13 protein-coding genes are annotated in these 16,051 nt (G+C 52.2%); 2 read left to right on the top strand and 11 right to left on the bottom strand.

The window, feature by feature from the left end; all coding sequences use genetic code 11:
* Nucleotide 1: 1 nt before the first annotated feature.
* Nucleotides 2-568 carry a VOC family protein gene (locus OGY01_RS05540; protein ID WP_045444150.1) on the bottom strand — a complete coding sequence of 189 codons (567 nt, stop codon included), beginning with the start codon at nucleotides 566-568 and terminating at the stop codon, nucleotides 2-4.
* A 238-nt stretch (nucleotides 569-806) separates the two neighbouring features.
* Here OGY01_RS05540 and argS point away from each other — a divergent pair, with 238 nt between their 5' ends.
* Nucleotides 807-2,540 carry an arginine--tRNA ligase gene (gene argS, locus OGY01_RS05535; protein WP_048221257.1) on the top strand — a complete coding sequence of 578 codons (1,734 nt, stop codon included), beginning with the start codon at nucleotides 807-809 and terminating at the stop codon, nucleotides 2,538-2,540.
* A gap of 185 nt (nucleotides 2,541-2,725) precedes the next feature.
* Nucleotides 2,726-4,663, top strand: coding sequence for a peptidoglycan DD-transpeptidase MrdA2 (mrdA2, locus tag OGY01_RS05530; RefSeq protein ID WP_286492610.1), 1,938 nt, complete (start codon nucleotides 2,726-2,728; stop codon nucleotides 4,661-4,663).
* Here mrdA2 and bglB read toward each other — a convergent pair.
* From bglB to tap, 10 genes are all read right to left on the bottom strand, one after another.
* Nucleotides 4,635-5,774, bottom strand: coding sequence for a beta-galactosidase BglB (bglB, locus tag OGY01_RS05525; protein ID WP_200042322.1), 1,140 nt, complete (start codon nucleotides 5,772-5,774; stop codon nucleotides 4,635-4,637). The genes mrdA2 and bglB overlap by 29 nt on opposite strands.
* 4 nt (nucleotides 5,775-5,778) lie before the next feature.
* Entirely contained in the window at nucleotides 5,779-7,362 is a 1,584-nt protein-coding gene (locus tag OGY01_RS05520) for an MFS transporter (protein ID WP_286492609.1), read from the bottom strand.
* A gap of 262 nt (nucleotides 7,363-7,624) precedes the next feature.
* Nucleotides 7,625-8,017 (bottom strand): flagellar protein FlhE, encoded by a 393-nt coding sequence (gene flhE / locus OGY01_RS05515; RefSeq protein WP_045444162.1) that lies wholly within the window; start codon nucleotides 8,015-8,017, stop codon nucleotides 7,625-7,627.
* Nucleotides 8,017-10,095, bottom strand: coding sequence for a flagellar biosynthesis protein FlhA (gene flhA / locus OGY01_RS05510; protein ID WP_045444164.1), 2,079 nt, complete (start codon nucleotides 10,093-10,095; stop codon nucleotides 8,017-8,019). Before flhA ends, flhE begins: the two co-directional genes overlap by 1 nt.
* A complete protein-coding gene (flhB, locus tag OGY01_RS05505; protein ID WP_045444166.1) occupies nucleotides 10,088-11,239 on the bottom strand; it encodes a flagellar biosynthesis protein FlhB in 1,152 nt (383 codons plus the stop codon). Before flhB ends, flhA begins: the two co-directional genes overlap by 8 nt.
* 179 nt (nucleotides 11,240-11,418) lie before the next feature.
* Complete coding sequence (gene cheZ, locus OGY01_RS05500; RefSeq protein ID WP_045444169.1) at nucleotides 11,419-12,063, bottom strand: protein phosphatase CheZ; 645 nt, start codon at nucleotides 12,061-12,063, stop codon at nucleotides 11,419-11,421.
* Nucleotides 12,064-12,073: 10 nt separating this feature from the next.
* Complete coding sequence (cheY, locus tag OGY01_RS05495; RefSeq protein ID WP_045444172.1) at nucleotides 12,074-12,463, bottom strand: chemotaxis response regulator CheY; 390 nt, start codon at nucleotides 12,461-12,463, stop codon at nucleotides 12,074-12,076.
* A gap of 16 nt (nucleotides 12,464-12,479) precedes the next feature.
* Complete coding sequence (gene cheB / locus OGY01_RS05490; RefSeq protein WP_045444175.1) at nucleotides 12,480-13,529, bottom strand: protein-glutamate methylesterase/protein glutamine deamidase; 1,050 nt, start codon at nucleotides 13,527-13,529, stop codon at nucleotides 12,480-12,482.
* Nucleotides 13,526-14,392, bottom strand: coding sequence for a protein-glutamate O-methyltransferase CheR (gene cheR, locus OGY01_RS05485; protein WP_200012835.1), 867 nt, complete (start codon nucleotides 14,390-14,392; stop codon nucleotides 13,526-13,528). Before cheR ends, cheB begins: the two co-directional genes overlap by 4 nt.
* Before the next feature lie 19 nt (nucleotides 14,393-14,411).
* Entirely contained in the window at nucleotides 14,412-16,013 is a 1,602-nt protein-coding gene (gene tap / locus OGY01_RS05480) for a methyl-accepting chemotaxis protein IV (protein ID WP_200012833.1), read from the bottom strand.
* Nucleotides 16,014-16,051: the final 38 nt, after the last annotated feature.

Here is a 16,051-nt window from a genome sequence, read left to right as displayed (position 1 = left end):
CTCACTCCTGTTGTTCGCTTGCCACAATCGCTTCAATTGACCACGGATGAAACTTGATGGTCACATTACCATCGCTAACCGCCAGCGTCGGATTCGGTAAACGCTCACGCTCTCCTTTCGGCGAACTGGTCTTGACGAATATTCCCGGCTGACTTAATCCCTCATCACACAGCAGTGCCAGTGCCCGGGTATTAAGTAATTCCGGGTCGCCAGGCAGAACGATTTCAATATGCTCCCAACCCTCGTGCGGGTAACGCTTCTCACCCGGCCATGGCAACTCGACAACTGTAAACTGCCAGTGTGCTACACAAACCGGCTCATTCAGTTTGAACAGGCAAATGGGTCTGCCGTTAATGATATTTTCCGACAGCAGTTCGCCACACTGTTCGAATCCCCGGCGCCAGCGCTCTGCGGTAGTATTTTGATGACAGCGCAGAGAAATGTGATCGGCTTCAAGCGATGAGATATCCAGACCAAGACGGGTGGAAAGCTCCGTTAACGCCTGAGTGAAATGCGGTAAATCTGCGGAAATATCATGCAGTTCTTCAACAGTCTGCCAGTTAGCCATATTGAATGCTCATATCCATATTCAAAGCCGCTAATTTACTCTGTTGCGCAGCCCCATCCAACTGCTGATTTTTTCAGATACAACATGAATAATTATACGTAATTACATTGTTTATATTTCAGTCAGCCGGCGACACTCGCAATGCTGACGGCAACGGCCATTTGCAGTATACTCCCGCCCTAAATTCTTAAACTGGTGCGGTGTATATCAACCCGCTTCATAAATGTAAGGTATTCCGGTGAATATTCAGGCTCTTCTCTCAGAAAAAGTCAGTCAGGCCATGATTGCTGCAGGCGCGCCTGCAGATTGCGAACCACAGGTTCGTCAGTCAGCAAAAGTACAGTTCGGCGACTATCAGGCCAACGGCATGATGGCAGTTGCTAAAAAACTGGGTATGGCGCCGCGACAACTTGCAGAGCAGGTGCTGACTCATCTGGATCTCAACGGGATTGCCAGCAAAGTTGAAATCGCTGGCCCGGGCTTTATCAACATTTTTCTCGATCCGGCATTTCTGGCGCAACACGTCCAGCAGGCGCTGACTTCCGAGCGTTTGGGCGTCACCCAGCCCGCTAAACAAACCGTTGTCGTCGACTACTCTGCGCCTAACGTGGCGAAAGAGATGCACGTTGGTCACCTGCGCTCTACCATCATCGGTGACGCGGCGGTACGTACACTGGAGTTCCTTGGTCACAATGTGATTCGCGCGAACCACGTCGGTGACTGGGGTACGCAGTTCGGTATGCTCATCGCGTGGCTGGAAAAACAACAGCAGGAAAATGCCGGAGAGATGGCGCTGGCCGATCTTGAAGGTTTCTACCGCGATGCAAAAAAACATTACGACGAAGATGAAGAATTCGCCGAGCGCGCCCGTAGCTATGTGGTGAAGTTGCAAGGTGGCGATGCCTATTTCCGCGAGATGTGGCGCAAGCTGGTGGACATCACCATGTCGCAGAACCAGTTAACCTACGATCGTCTGAACGTCACTCTGACGCGCGATGACGTGATGGGTGAAAGCCTGTACAACCCAATGCTGCCTGGCATTGTTGCTGACCTGAAAGCCAAAGGCCTGGCCGTTGAGAGTGAAGGCGCAACCGTTGTATTCCTTGATGAGTATAAAAACAAGGAAGGCGAACCGATGGGCGTTATCATTCAGAAGAAAGATGGCGGCTATCTCTACACCACGACTGATATCGCCTGTGCGAAGTATCGTTATGAAACGCTGCACGCCGATCGTGTACTGTATTACATCGACTCCCGCCAGCATCAGCATTTAATGCAGGCATGGACTATCGTGCGTAAAGCCGGTTACGTGCCAGACTCCGTACCACTGGAACACCACATGTTCGGTATGATGCTCGGTAAAGACGGGAAGCCGTTTAAAACGCGTGCCGGCGGTACGGTAAAACTGGCCGATCTGCTGGATGAAGCGCTGGAGCGCGCACGTCGCCTGGTGGCTGAAAAGAACCCGGACATGCCTGCCGACGAACTGGAAAAACTGGCGAATGCGGTCGGTATCGGCGCGGTGAAATATGCAGATCTGTCAAAAAACCGTACTACCGACTACATCTTCGACTGGGACAACATGCTCGCCTTTGAAGGCAATACCGCACCGTATATGCAGTATGCCTACACCCGTGTGCTGTCAGTTTTCCGTAAAGCGGATATCGATGAAAGCGCGCTTGCCAGTGCGCAGGTCATTATCAGCGAAGATCGCGAAGCCCAGTTGGCGGCCCGCCTGCTGCAGTTTGAAGAAACACTGACCGTTGTTGCGCGCGAAGGTACGCCGCACGTGATGTGTGCCTACCTGTACGACGTTGCCGGTCTGTTCTCTGGCTTCTACGAACATTGTCCAATCCTCAGCGCTGAAAACGAAGAGATCCGTAACAGCCGCCTGAAACTGGCACAGTTAACGGCGAAAACGCTGAAACTGGGTCTGGATACACTGGGTATCGAAACCGTAGAACGCATGTAAGCATATTAAAATATACCAGGCCTGAGTTCGTAATCCGGACTCAGGCCTTTTTTATTTCCGGACATGCTGATCTGAAACAATTCACAAGGAATGACACATTTCCATAGAGAGATGGAACATCTTTTGTCTGTTATCCCATTTCAGCCTCCGTATCATTAGGCGGCGAATTAATCGGGTACGGGTCAATGACATTCAGAGATTTTGCAGCGGAAGAGAAACTCTTTCAGCGACGGGTAATGGTGGCCTTTGGCCTGGTCGTCATCTGTTTTGGCATCCTTGTCTATAACCTCTACAACTTACAAATTCGCGAGCACCAGTATTACACCACCCGCTCGAATGCCAATGACATCAAAATGTTGCCTGTCGCCCCAACACGCGGCATCATTTACGATCGCAACGGTATCCCACTGGTACGCAACGTCACCTGGTACGATATTTCAGTTACCCCTTATAAGATCAACGACATGGATACACTTCTAAAACAGTTAACGCCAATTGTTGACCTTACTGCGGATGATATTGACCAGTTTCGCCATGATCTGAAATCCAGCAGCCGCTATCGCCCTGTGGTGCTTAAAAATGCTCTGACCGATGTGGAGATCGCCCGCTTCTCGGTTAACCAGTTTCATTTCAGCGGCGTCACCATCAACAGCTATGAAGATCGCCAGTACCCTTATGGTGCAGAGCTGGCGCATGTACTCGGCTATGTCTCTAAAATCAACGACAGCGATCTAAAAGCGCTGGATAAAAAAGGGCTGGCAGAAAATTATGCCGCCGACCATAACATCGGCAAACAGGGAATTGAGCACTACTACGAAAACGATCTGCACGGTAAAACCGGGTATCAGGAAGTGGAAGTGGATAACCACGGACGCATCGTGCGCTTGCTAAAAGATGTACCGCCTGTCGCCGGTAAGGATGTTCATCTGACGCTGGATTTACACTTACAGGAATATATTGAGAGCCTGTTGGCAGGTCAGCGTGCTGCCGTACTGGTTGAAGATCCGCACGACGGTTCAGTGCTGGCCATGGTGTCGAATCCCAGCTACGACCCGAATCCGTTTGTAAAAGGCATTAGCTATCAGGACTATAACAAGCTACTACAGGATAAAGACCTGCCGCTGATAAACCGCGTCACGCAAGGGTTGTATCCCCCCGCCTCAACCGTAAAACCATACATGGCAATGTCAGCCTTATTGAGCGGAGTAATCACGCCACAAACCAGCTTCTTCGGCGCCTCGACCTGGACGCTACCCGGCACTGAACGCCATTACCGTGACTGGAAAAAAACCGGTCACGGTATGCTGGATGTGACCAAAGCAATAGAAGAATCTGCCGATACATTCTTCTATCAGGTGGCATATATGATGGGCATAGACCGGATACACAACACGCTCAGTCAGTTTGGCTACGGTAAACCCACCGGCATCGATCTCGATGAAGAGTACGACGGTCTGTTACCAAGCCGCGACTGGAAACAGCGGGTACATAAAAAAGCCTGGTATCAGGGTGATACGATTTCAGTCGGCATTGGTCAGGGTTACTGGATAGCCACGCCGATCCAGATGGTGAAAGCCATGGTGGCGCTAATTAACAATGGGAAAGTGATCTCCCCTCACCTGTTACAAGATGAAGAAAGCGGCCAATCCGTCACACCTTATCAGGCACCAAAAACGTCAACACAAATTGCCTCTGCCGCATCTCCCTATTGGGGGCTGGTGCGTCAGGCGATGTTTGGCATGGCGAATGAACCGAACGGCACGGGTTACAAATTTTTCCACACCGCGCCCTATGGTATTGCCGCTAAAAGTGGCACATCACAGGTTTTTAGTTTGAAGGAAAACCAGACCTACAATGCGAAGATGATCCCCATCCGCTTGCGGGATCATGTGTTCTATACCGCTTTTGCTCCGTATAAAAACCCGAAAGTCGCAGTGGCGTTGATTCTCGAGAACGGCGGCAGCGACGGTGTTACCGCCGCACCGATAATGCGTCAAATCATGGATCATCTGTTTGCGCCGCAGGAGAGCAACACACCATCAGATGCCACAGCAACACCAGGCCCGATCATTGCGGCGTCATCGGGCCTCGCCATCAAAAATACTTACGCAAGTATTCGGTAAGACACAACATCGCCATCGCCTGTCCATAAGGCATCGAGGTCAGCGGGATATGGCGATAAAAATCGAGGTTGTGCCCCATCCCGGTACCAAAGGAGGTTTGCAGCAGTTCACCTTCCGGCGAAATATGTTTCACAATGCCTCTAATGGCCTTCTCCGCCACAGCCGCGTATTCCTGACCGACATAGCGTTTACGCACTGCTTTCAGGATCCCATAAGCAAACCCCGCAGTGGCCGAGGCTTCCAGATAAGAGTGCGGATCGTCCAACAACGTATGCCATAAACCACTCTCATCCTGACATTTCGCCAGAGCTGCAATCTGCGCGTTCAACACCTGTACCAGATAGCGGCGAACCGCATTATTTTCCGGTAAATCTACCAGTTCAAGGAAGTCAGGAATAACGATAGTTAACCAGCTGTTCCCGCGCGCCCAGCGCGCGTTGGCGAAGTTATGATGCCCTTCATAGTTCCAGCCGTGAAACCACAGCCCCGTTTCTTTATCCATCAGGTTTTGTACATGCAACAGGAACTGATACGTCGCTTCTTCGACATATTCTGGTCGGTTGAGCAATTGACCAATCTTCGCCAACGGTAAAACCGTCATCATCAGCGTGTCATCCCACATCTGCTGATGATTCTCTTCCGCCAGCGTAATGTGCTGCATGCCGCCGAAGTCAGTACGCGGCATTTCATACATTGCCCACTCAGCCCAGGAATCAAGCCACGGTAAATAAGCGGGATTACGCGTTTCTTCATAGCGATATGCCAGCGTTAAAAACGGTGCCATGGTGTTGACGTTTTTGGTGGTAGCCCCTTCAGCAAAGCGGTCGGCAAACCAGCTGTCGATGGTATCGCGCATCGTTTCATCGCCAGTTTGCTGATAATACTGATACATTCCGTACAAGCCGACACCGTGCGTCCACTCCCATCCAGCCCATCCTTTGGTATCAATGACGCGTCCATCGTCCAGTCGCAACAAGAACTCACCTGTTTGATCATTGATATTGACCAGGTTATGGGTCACCTTCTTAATAAGGTTTTTTAATTCATCTCTGGCAATAAAATGTTCTGGCTGACGCAACAACGGACTGTGTTTCACCGGGTAAACAATCATCTACTTAACCTCTGTGCAATGTCGAATTCAATGCTGTGCCATGTTCCAGCCGTGACGCAGCAGGTTTATTACGATTCAGGTAACCAATATTGTTATTACCCCAAAGCGATTCATACGGCATGCCCGACAGCATCTCTACGGTAGCGCGAACCTGTGGCGTGAGCGTTTCCGGCATCGCCCGCCCCGACTCACGCATTTTCGCAGTCTCTTCACGCAGGATGCTATGCGTTTGCAGGTTTAGCTTGAAACGCAGGGAAACGAGGAATCCAAGCGCCAGAACAATTAGCGTCCCGCAGCTCAGGATTAACAAGATGGTATGGCTGACCGCCGCAGGTTGCGTGCTTTGACCTGATACAAATCCAGACATCTGCATGACAATCCCCACCAGCATGACGGCTCCCGCCTGTGAGGCTTTGCGCGTTAGCGTCATAATGCCCGCGAAGATCCCTTCGCGACGCTGACCCGTAATCACCTCATCAACATCGGCAATATAAGTGTAGGTATTCCACGGTACGTAATTGATGCCGCCACGCCCCAGACCAGCCATGGCGGAAACCAGCAACAATAAGGTATAAATATCGCTCAACCCGGCGTAATAGAGCACTGCGTAAGAGAGTGAACTCAAACCAAACAGCACAACCACCATTCGGTAAGACGGCGCAGGTCCAAAGCGGATGCACAGCGGTATCATGGCGATAACCGCAATAAACTGGAAGATAGCCATCGTCCCCAGCAGATTCGAGGCCATTGAGGCATCCTGCATCAGCACGAAAACAACGTAATAAGTAAAGACTGCATTAAAGACGTCCTGCGCGATGTAGCCACCCAGATACATGCCCAAATGTTGGCGGAAAATCCTGACCCGCAGCGTCGAACTTAGCTCGACAAACAGACGGTTCATACTCTGACCAAAGCTCAGGCTTTTCTTCTCTTCTTCAGCCCGAAGCGCTGCTTCGGTCCATTCCTCACGCGGGCGCTCCCAGGTAAAAAACCATACGAAGGTTAGCATCAGCGCACACAGCACCGAAAACACCAGACTCGCATAGAAAAATGAAACAGGGTTGTCTTTACCAAACAGAGTGAGCAGCACTCCCGGTAAGAACGAGGCAAGAATGGCTGACATTTGCGCCATTGAAATACGTGCACCAGAAAACTTGGTTTTCTGTTTAAAGTCATCCGTCATTTCCGGTACCAGTGTTTCATAAGGCACCAGAATCATGGTGTAAACCACATCAAACAGCAGATAAGTCAGCAGGTAATACCAGAACCCCATATCGCCAACCCACATTATTGAGTAGCTAAAAACACAGGGAATACCCAGAAGAATAAAGAATTTACGGCGGCCAAAACGCTTGCCAAGCCAGGTCGAACCAAAATTATCCGTTAAAAAACCCATTAACGGGCTAACCACCGCATCCAGCACCCTGGCGGTGGCAAAAATAAACGTCGCCTCGATAGGTGTCAGTCCACAGAAGGTAGTGTAGAAATAGAGTAACCATGCGGCGGTTAGCGCCGTTGTCCCCGCTCCTAAAAAGTCACCTGAACCGTAAGCAAAATAATTTACCAGACTAATTTTACGCGTGTTCATTGCCGTTACCCCTGCAAATTAATGGGAGGCCCCGCAATCCTCGTTTTGACATTGGGCATCCTTACAGGGTCACAGTAAAAGCTAACAGCAAGTGAAACCTTTCTATTTCTGCCAGCAATTCTGACGAAATGGCAACAGCACAAAGAGTCCGGCAACGTACGTCACCTATTTTATAAAACAGTGTTTCTTTTTAATCAAAGAGGTAGGTCAAAATTGCGAGGAAGCCAGCAGTTTCATCTGCTGGCTGATATAACGAAGGGAATTAACGGTAGTTCACAATCACCTGGTTACTTTGAACCTGCAAAGCCGGGATCAGACGTCCGCCACCGGGGACTTCCCAGACAAAATGCATCGGCTCAACGGCGGGAACATTGTTAAACCCGTGAGTCGTCCCGCTTTGCCCGTCAAGCTCGACACAGCGGGACTGAGAACATAAACGTACCCGTAATCCCGCAGGTGTTGGACCATTCAGCTCGTAACGCCAGGCTACCAGAGTCATCAACCCGGAAACTGGCTGGCTGGAGACAAGCGGTGCTGATGAGGCTGACTCACCACGATAATTTAAGGTAATGCCCATACCGCTTGCCTGCCAGGCGCCTTCTCCGGCGGCCTGCACCGCCAGAGGAAAGAGTAACAGCCAAAGAAACTTGCGCATTATTTACCCCCAATGGTCGCAGTCATGCGGATATGGCGGTTATCGGACAGCTCCATGTTCGACAGCACCACCAGTTGCGGTATGCTGCGACGTAGAAAGCGGGCCAGTAACGGACGCAATGCATGATTAACCAGCAGTACCGGCGGCGCCCCCAGCATCTCCTGACGTGATAATGCTTCCTGAGTCTGCGCCAGAAGTCGGTCTGCCAGCCCAGGCTCCAGACCACCACCGCCCTGCAGTGCTTGCAACAGCAAACGCTCAAGTGGCGTATCAAGGCCAATAACCTGAACTTCTTCGTTACCCGGGAACCACTGCTGAGTGATCGCCCGCCCCAGCGCAACACGCACCACAGCGGTAAGTTCATGCGGATCGTTCTGTAAAGGCGCGTGCTCTGCCAGCGTTTCGAGAATGGTGCGCATATCTCGAATGGGCACTTTTTCATCCAACAAATTCTGCAGAACTTTATGCAGCGTGGTCAGCGTCACGACGCCTGGCACTAAATCTTCAGTCAGTTTTGGCATCTCCTGCGAAACGCGATCCAGCAGCTGTTGCGCCTCCTGACGACCAAACAGCTCGGCGGCGAACTGACCAATCAAGTGATTAAGGTGGGTGGCGACGACGGTACTGGCTTCCACAACCGTAAAGCCCTGAATTTGTGCCTGTTCTTTTAGCGCGCTTTCAATCCAGATAGCATCCAGACCGAAGGCCGGGTCAACCGTTTTTTCGCCTGGCAGCGACCCGGCTGCCGTACCAGGGTTGATTGCCAGCCAGCGCCCCGGATAGGCGTCACCGCTGCCAATCTCAACGCCTTTCATCAGAATGCGATAGCGGGCGGGTTGCAGATCCATATTGTCGCGGATGTGTACCACCGGCGGCAGGAAGCCCATATCCTGGGCAAACTTCTTGCGAATGCTGCGAATTCGCCCCAGTAGCTCGCCATCCTGCTGAAAGTCCACCATCGGGATCAGGCGATAACCAACCTCCATTCCCAGAGAATCTTCCAGTTGCACATCGTTCCATGTGGCTTCCACCACCGAGTTATTTTCCGGCATCTTCACCGACTGAGGTTCCTCTGGCGCTTTTTTCTCACGACCGCGCAACCACCAGGCAAGGCCCAGCAACGCTGCGGTAAACATCAGAAATACCAGGTTGGGCATCCCCGGAACCAGACCCAATAAGCCGAGTACCGCAGCACTGAGCAACATGACGCTGGGGTTACTGAACAGCTGGGTAACCATCTGTTCACCGACGTCCTGATCGGTACTCACGCGGGTTACGATAACGCCCGCCGCCGTAGAGATAACCAGAGCAGGGATTTGCGCAACCAGCCCGTCACCGATAGTCAACAGGGTATAACTTTCTGCCGCGCTTCCCATGCTCATGCCATGCTGCAATACCCCTACCAGCAAACCGCCGATCACGTTGATAACCATGATCAAAATACCGGCGATGGCATCTCCGCGCACGAATTTACTCGCACCGTCCATTGAGCCGTAAAAATCCGCTTCCTGCGTCACTTCTGAACGACGTTTTTTAGCCTCGTCTTCACCAATAAGTCCGGCATTCAGATCGGCGTCAATTGCCATCTGTTTGCCCGGCATCCCGTCCAGCACAAAGCGCGCGCCGACCTCGGCAATACGCCCGGCACCTTTGGTGATAACCATAAAGTTGATAATGACGAGAATAACGAAGACCACGATACCGATAGCAAAGTTACCGCCAACCAGAAAGTGACCAAAGGCCTCCACTACCTTTCCCGCCGCTGCCGAGCCGGTATGACCTTCCATCAAAATAATACGTGTAGATGCAACGTTCAGCGCAAGGCGTAACAATGTAGTGAACAGCAAAATCGTCGGGAAGGCGGCAAATTCCAGCGTACGCTGGGTAAACATAGCTACCAGCAGTACCATGATCGACAGCGCAATGTTAAAGGTAAACAATAAGTCGAGGATGAAAGCCGGCAGCGGCAGCACCATCATCGACAGGATCAGCAGGATGAGGATCGGCCCGGCAAGAATTTGCCATTGCGTGGATTTCAGATTGTTGGGCAGACGCAGCATCGCGACCAGATTAGCCATCAGTATTCTTCTCGTTCATGAAATCCAGTGCTTCTGGCACTGGAAGATTTCCAGGTTGTGGTGGACGCGTTCCGCCGGCCAGACGCCAGCGTTTTAGCTGCCATACCCAGGCCAGTACTTCCGCGACGGCCGCATACAATTGGCCAGGTATTTGCTGACCAATATCAGCATGGCGATATAGCGCACGCGCCAGCGGCGGTGCTTCTAAAGTGGGAATACGATGCTCAGCGCCTATTTCACGAATACGCAAGGCCACCAGCCCTGCGCCTTTGGCAATGACTCTTGGCGCACTCATTTTATTTTCGTCATACTGCAAGGCGACCGAGTAGTGCGTGGGGTTGGTCACGATAACATCCGCTTTCGGCACATCCGCCATCATGCGACGCTGCGCTGCGGCACGCTGCATTTGGCGAATTTTTCCCTTCACATGCGGATCACCTTCACTTTCTTTAAACTCATCGCGAATATCCTGGCGTGACATCCGCAGCTTTTTAATGTGGCTATAAATCTGGAAAAAGACGTCAAACCCCACCATCGGAATGACCCCAAGCACCACCAGGAGTGCGCACATACCGACTAAATCCAGGGCATTACCCATCGCCGTCACCGGCGACTCGGCCATCAGACGCATCATCTCCGGCCAGTTATGCCAGAGATAAAATCCGGTTACGCTGCCAACCAGCGTGGATTTCAATATCGCTTTTAACAACTCCGCCCCGGTTTGCGCTGAAAACATGCGCTTAATACCCGGCAGCGGATTTAACTTCGAGAATTTGGGTTGCAGCGATTTACCACTGAAGATCAAGCCTCCCAGCATCACCGGAGAGATCAAAGCCACCAGAACCACGCCGGTAATCAGCGGTAACAGCGCAACCATGGCATCTTTAATCAGCAGGATGATTTGGCTGAGGATCAGGTTAGGGTCATTGACCATACTGTGATCAAAGCGCAGACCGGCAGACAACATTCCGGCCAGTTTACGGGCAAGCGACTCCCCACCGATCCAGATAATGCACACGCCCACCAGCAAAATAAGCAGTGAGGTAAGCTCTTTGGAACGGGGGATCTGCCCCTCTTCCCGCGCTTTTTCAAGTCGGTGGGGTGTGGGGGCTTCTGTTTTGTCGTCGTCGCTTTCTTCTGCCACGCATCAGACCCTGGATCGAGAGATAGGCGAGAATGATGCCAGAACAGTAATCCAGCAATGGGAAGAGTAAGCGGTAAAAAAGATGGGATTTATAGCTTTAACGCCAATTAGCAGCTCCGGCCTACATGCAAGTGTAGGCCGGATAAGATGCACGGACATCTCCATCCGGCAAATACGTATCAGAATCCGAGACTATCCAGCAGGTCGTCCACCTGATCCTGGCTTGCCACCACGCCGGCTTTCGAAGTATCAACCTGTGGGCCGTTGAGCAAGCTTTCGTTTTCGCGTTTTGGACGAGCGCCCTGCTCCGGAATATTCTCCAGCAGCACCATCAGCAGTTGACGCTCAATTTCCTGAATAACATCCATCATACGCTTGATAACCTGACCGGTCAGATCCTGGAAATCCTGCGCCATCATGATGTCCAGCAATTGGGCGTTGGTAAAGCTGGTATGACCGGGGACATCGCCCAGGAACTGTCGGGTGTCAGTGACCAGTTCACGGGCATCGGACAGCTCAATAGGATTTTCGAACCATTCATCCCAGCGTTTGGTCAGGGCTTTGGCCCCTTTTTCCATCGCATCCTGGTGCGGCTGCGAGGCTTCCACGCTGTTCAGTGCGCGCTCTGCCGCTTGCGCGGTCATCTGTACAACATAATCCAGACGATCGCGCGCATCGGGAATCGCTTCCGCCGCTTCTGCAATCGCCTGATCCAGCCCCAGTTCACGCAGGCTGTCGCGCAGCATTCGGGTTAAACTACCGATGCGCGCGATGATATCCCCTGCTGAATGTTCATCAACAGGTTTAATTTGTGGTTGCATCATCATCACACCCTCACATGCCCAGTTTCTCAAAGATTTTATTGAGTTTCTCTTCCAGCGTCGCTGCCGTGAAAGGCTTCACAACATAACCACTGGCGCCAGCCTGTGCTGCCGCAATGATGTTTTCTTTCTTCGCTTCAGCTGTCACCATCAGCACCGGCAGGGAGGACATGCCACCATCTGCACGAATAGTTTTCAGCAGTTCCAGACCGTCCATATTGGGCATATTCCAGTCGGAAATGACAAAACCAAACCCACCCGCCTGCAGCTTGTTCAGCGCATCCACGCCGTCCTCAGCTTCTTCAACATTGTTGAATCCCAGCTCTTTAAGCAGGTTACGCACGATGCGACGCATGGTGGAAAAGTCATCCACAACCAAAAATCTCAGCTCTTTATCCGCCATAAAATACTGCTCCTCATTAAATACGTATTGCCTGTCCGGCACTGATTTTCGCCAGCATCTGCTGGCTTACCTGGCTAAGATCGACCACTTCGCTCACGCCACCCATATTGATGGCCTCGCGCGGCATGCCGAACACCACACAACTTGCTTCGTTTTGCGCGATAGTCCAGGCGCCAGCCTGGTGCATCGCTAACATTCCGGCAGCGCCATCGTTACCCATCCCCGTGAGGATCACTCCCACGGCATTGCGCCCCGCGTGTTTTGCTACCGAATGAAACAGCACATCCACAGAAGGCCGGTGCCGGTTCACCGGCGGGCCATCATGAATTTTGATCTGATAGTTGGCCCCGCTGCGGGCCAGCTCCATATGTTTGTCGCCAGGTGCGATATACGCATGCCCGGGTAAGACGCGCTCCCCGTCTTCTGCCTCTTTCACGCTGATCTGACACAACTTGTTCAGACGTTCGGCAAACGACCGGGTAAACCCAGGCGGCATATGCTGCGTGATAATCACCGCCGGGCTGGAAAGCGGCAGTGGTTGCAGTACATGGCGTATAGCTTCCGTTCCCCCGGTCGATGCGCCAATGGCGATCAGTTTTTCAGAGCTGAGCAGCGGCACAGCTTTCAGCGTCGCCGGTGCAGAAATCGGCTTATGCGCCGCCAGACGCGCGCGCGATGCGGTACGAACTTTCTCCGCAATCATCTCGCTATAGGCCAGCATCCCTTCACGGATCCCCAACTGTGGCTTGGTGACAAAATCAATAGCACCCAGCTCCAGCGCCCGCAGCGTCACTTCAGAGCCTTTTCCGGTCAAAGAAGAGACCATCACCACCGGCATCGGGCGCAAGCGCATGAGTTTCTCGAGAAAATCGAGACCGTCCATGCGCGGCATTTCCACATCCAGGGTCAGGACATCGGGATTGAATTTTTTGATCAAATCCCGGGCTACCAGCGGATCCGGCGCAGTTGCGACCATTTCCATATCACTGTGGCTGTTAATAATCTCGGTCATGATTTGACGCATCAATGCGGAGTCATCGACCGACAATACCCTGATTTTACTCATGCTTTATCCTTACCTAGCGCATACACCGTCTGTCCGCGCAGGCTAAACTCGCGCACGAGGTTGCTAAAGTTTTCTGAATGACCGGCAAATAACAGTCCGTCAGGTTTAAGGAGTGGAACAAAACGGTGCAAAATGTCCTGTTGAGTCGTTTTATCAAAATAGATCATGACGTTACGACAAAATATGGCGTCGAATGGACCGGGCACGTTGTATTTTTTATCCAACAAATTCACACTGGAAAATTCAACATGACTCGCCAGTTCTTGTCGTACTCGGACCAGTCCTTCATGTGGCCCGGTACCGCGCATGAAATAACGCTGCAGCTGCTGTGGCGACAGGGTTTTCAGTTCATCAAGGCGGTAAATTCCGTTTCTGGCCTTTTCCAGCACTTCAGTATCAATATCGCTGGCAAAAACGCGCCAGCGCCCCGGCGCCATACCTAAGGCATCAGCCAGCGTAATTGCAATACTGTAGGGTTCTTCCCCTGTAGACGCCGCCGCGCTCCAGACGCGGTATTCACCGTTGCGTCGACGAGCGTGGTCAGACAGCACCGGAAAATGATGCCCTTCGCGAAAAAAAGCGGTCAGATTGGTGGTCAGGGAGTTAATAAAGGCCTGCCACTCAGCACTGTTCTGGTTAGCTTCCAGCATGCTGAGATAACGACCAAAATCATCCAGTTCCAGGGTACGCAACCGACGAACCAGGCGGTTATAAACCATGTCCCGCTTGTGGTCGGCCAACACGATTCCCGCGCGCTGGTAGATTAATTGACATATCCGACGAAAATGCGCGTCAGACAGCGCGAGGCGCTGTGTCATCTGTAACAATAATGACGTTTGCCCGGAGGGCAGAGATGATGTCATAGCGCCTTCTCAATCACATTCAGGATACAACAGGTACAACCTTTGGCTGCGCCAGTTCTCGTTGTACTACGGTTTGCTCTTCAAGCTTAAAAAACGCGACGCAAGCTGAGAGATGATCGGCCTGATCGGCCAGTTGCCCGGTAGCAGCGGCTGCCTCTTCGACCAGTCCGGCGTTTTGCTGCGTCACCGAGTCCATTTGGCTGACGGCCTGCGCCACCTGCTCAATTCCTCTACGTTGTTCATCGGAGGCCGAGGCAATCTCCCCCATAATGTCGTTAACCCGGGTAACCGAGCTGACAATCTCTGTCATAGTGCGCGCTGCCATATCCACCAGTTGCGATCCCTGATGCACACGGGTGACGGACTCCTCAATCAGTCCTTTGATTTCTTTCGCAGCCTGCGCGCTGCGGCTGGCCAGATTACGAACTTCCCCAGCCACCACGGCAAAGCCACGCCCCTGTTCACCTGCACGGGCGGCTTCTACTGCGGCGTTGAGTGCCAGAATGTTGGTCTGAAAAGCAATGCTGTCAATCACGCCGATAATATCGCCTATCTTTTGCGAACTGGCTGTAATCTCATGCATCGTACTGGCGACTTTAGCCGTCTGTTCACCGCCTTTGTGCGCAGTGTCTGCGGCACTTTTCGCTATTCCGGATGCCTGGCGCGCATTATCGGCATTCTGTCCAACGGTGGCGGTAAGCTGTTCCATACTGGCTGCTGTTTGTGCCAGCGATGCAGCCTGCTGCTCGGTACGCGAAGACAAATCGTTATTGCCCATCGCTATCTCCGAGATCCCGGTATGCATCGCGGAACTGCCCTGGCGAACATCATTCACCGTTGTGCGCAGCGCCTGTTGCATCGACTTCAGGCTGGCAAAAATAGCTGATATTTCATTACGGCCATACACAGCAACCGGTCGTGCGAGGTTCCCCGCCGCGATGCTGTCGAAATGACTACCAATAATAGCCAGCGGCTGCACAATCATTTTGCGTGACCAGAACAATCCCGCGGTTGTTAACAGTACTGCCAGCACCAGCATGCTGGCGAAAATCACCGCCGACATATGGTAATTACGCTGGCTATGTTCCCCTGCCGTCTGCAAAACACGGTCAATGTTGCTCTGCCATGCATTAACGTTCTTATCAAAATCGTCCTGAGACGCCTGCACTGGCGCAGTCAAAAAATCTGACAACTGATTACTTTCAAGCCAGGTCGCCTGATGCTCCAGATCGCTATGCCACTGGATGAAACTTTTCTCCGTCGCGTTTTGTAGCGCGTTCCCTTCTCCCGCATTCTGAGTCGTCGCCATAAAACGTTTAAACAGCAATCCAGACTGCGCCAGGCTATCTCGCGCAAGGATCATCAGCGTTTTAATCTCCTCTGGCGGATAGCTAAGAGCAGTTAGCGTCCCGGCCTTGTTTAACGCTGTACTGGCCTGTAATAACACAGCGCGGGTTTGCGCCAACGCAGCGCGTTGCTGATTACTCTGTTCGACCTGATTGAGACTCTGAAAACCGTCCCGAAATGCCCAGAAAGACAAGCCATTACTGCCAATCTGCAAAACACCGCAGAGGATTAAAATCAAAAACAGCGTGGTCGAAATTCGAATACGATTAAACATCAACGCTCCCATCAGGCGGCGCGGGCCGCGGTTCAACT

Source organism: Citrobacter sp. Cm038 (genome assembly GCF_030333105.1).
Lineage (GTDB): Bacteria > Pseudomonadota > Gammaproteobacteria > Enterobacterales > Enterobacteriaceae > Citrobacter > Citrobacter murliniae.
This window is presented reverse-complemented; position numbering and strand designations above follow the sequence as displayed.

What these genes read in the sequence shown, in the direction of transcription:
- OGY01_RS05540 (WP_045444150.1), bottom strand. Translation starts at nt 568, where the DNA reads ATGGCTAACTGGCAGACTGTTGAAGAACTGCATGATATTTCCGCAGAT.
- mrdA2 (WP_286492610.1), top strand. Translation starts at nt 2,726, where the DNA reads ATGACATTCAGAGATTTTGCAGCGGAAGAGAAACTCTTTCAGCGACGG.
- bglB (WP_200042322.1), bottom strand. Translation starts at nt 5,774, where the DNA reads ATGATTGTTTACCCGGTGAAACACAGTCCGTTGTTGCGTCAGCCAGAA.
- OGY01_RS05520 (WP_286492609.1), bottom strand. Translation starts at nt 7,362, where the DNA reads ATGAACACGCGTAAAATTAGTCTGGTAAATTATTTTGCTTACGGTTCA.
- flhE (WP_045444162.1), bottom strand. Translation starts at nt 8,017, where the DNA reads ATGCGCAAGTTTCTTTGGCTGTTACTCTTTCCTCTGGCGGTGCAGGCC.
- flhA (WP_045444164.1), bottom strand. Translation starts at nt 10,095, where the DNA reads ATGGCTAATCTGGTCGCGATGCTGCGTCTGCCCAACAATCTGAAATCC.
- cheZ (WP_045444169.1), bottom strand. Translation starts at nt 12,063, where the DNA reads ATGATGCAACCACAAATTAAACCTGTTGATGAACATTCAGCAGGGGAT.
- cheY (WP_045444172.1), bottom strand. Translation starts at nt 12,463, where the DNA reads ATGGCGGATAAAGAGCTGAGATTTTTGGTTGTGGATGACTTTTCCACC.
- cheB (WP_045444175.1), bottom strand. Translation starts at nt 13,529, where the DNA reads ATGAGTAAAATCAGGGTATTGTCGGTCGATGACTCCGCATTGATGCGT.
- cheR (WP_200012835.1), bottom strand. Translation starts at nt 14,392, where the DNA reads ATGACATCATCTCTGCCCTCCGGGCAAACGTCATTATTGTTACAGATG.
- tap (WP_200012833.1), bottom strand. Translation starts at nt 16,013, where the DNA reads ATGTTTAATCGTATTCGAATTTCGACCACGCTGTTTTTGATTTTAATC.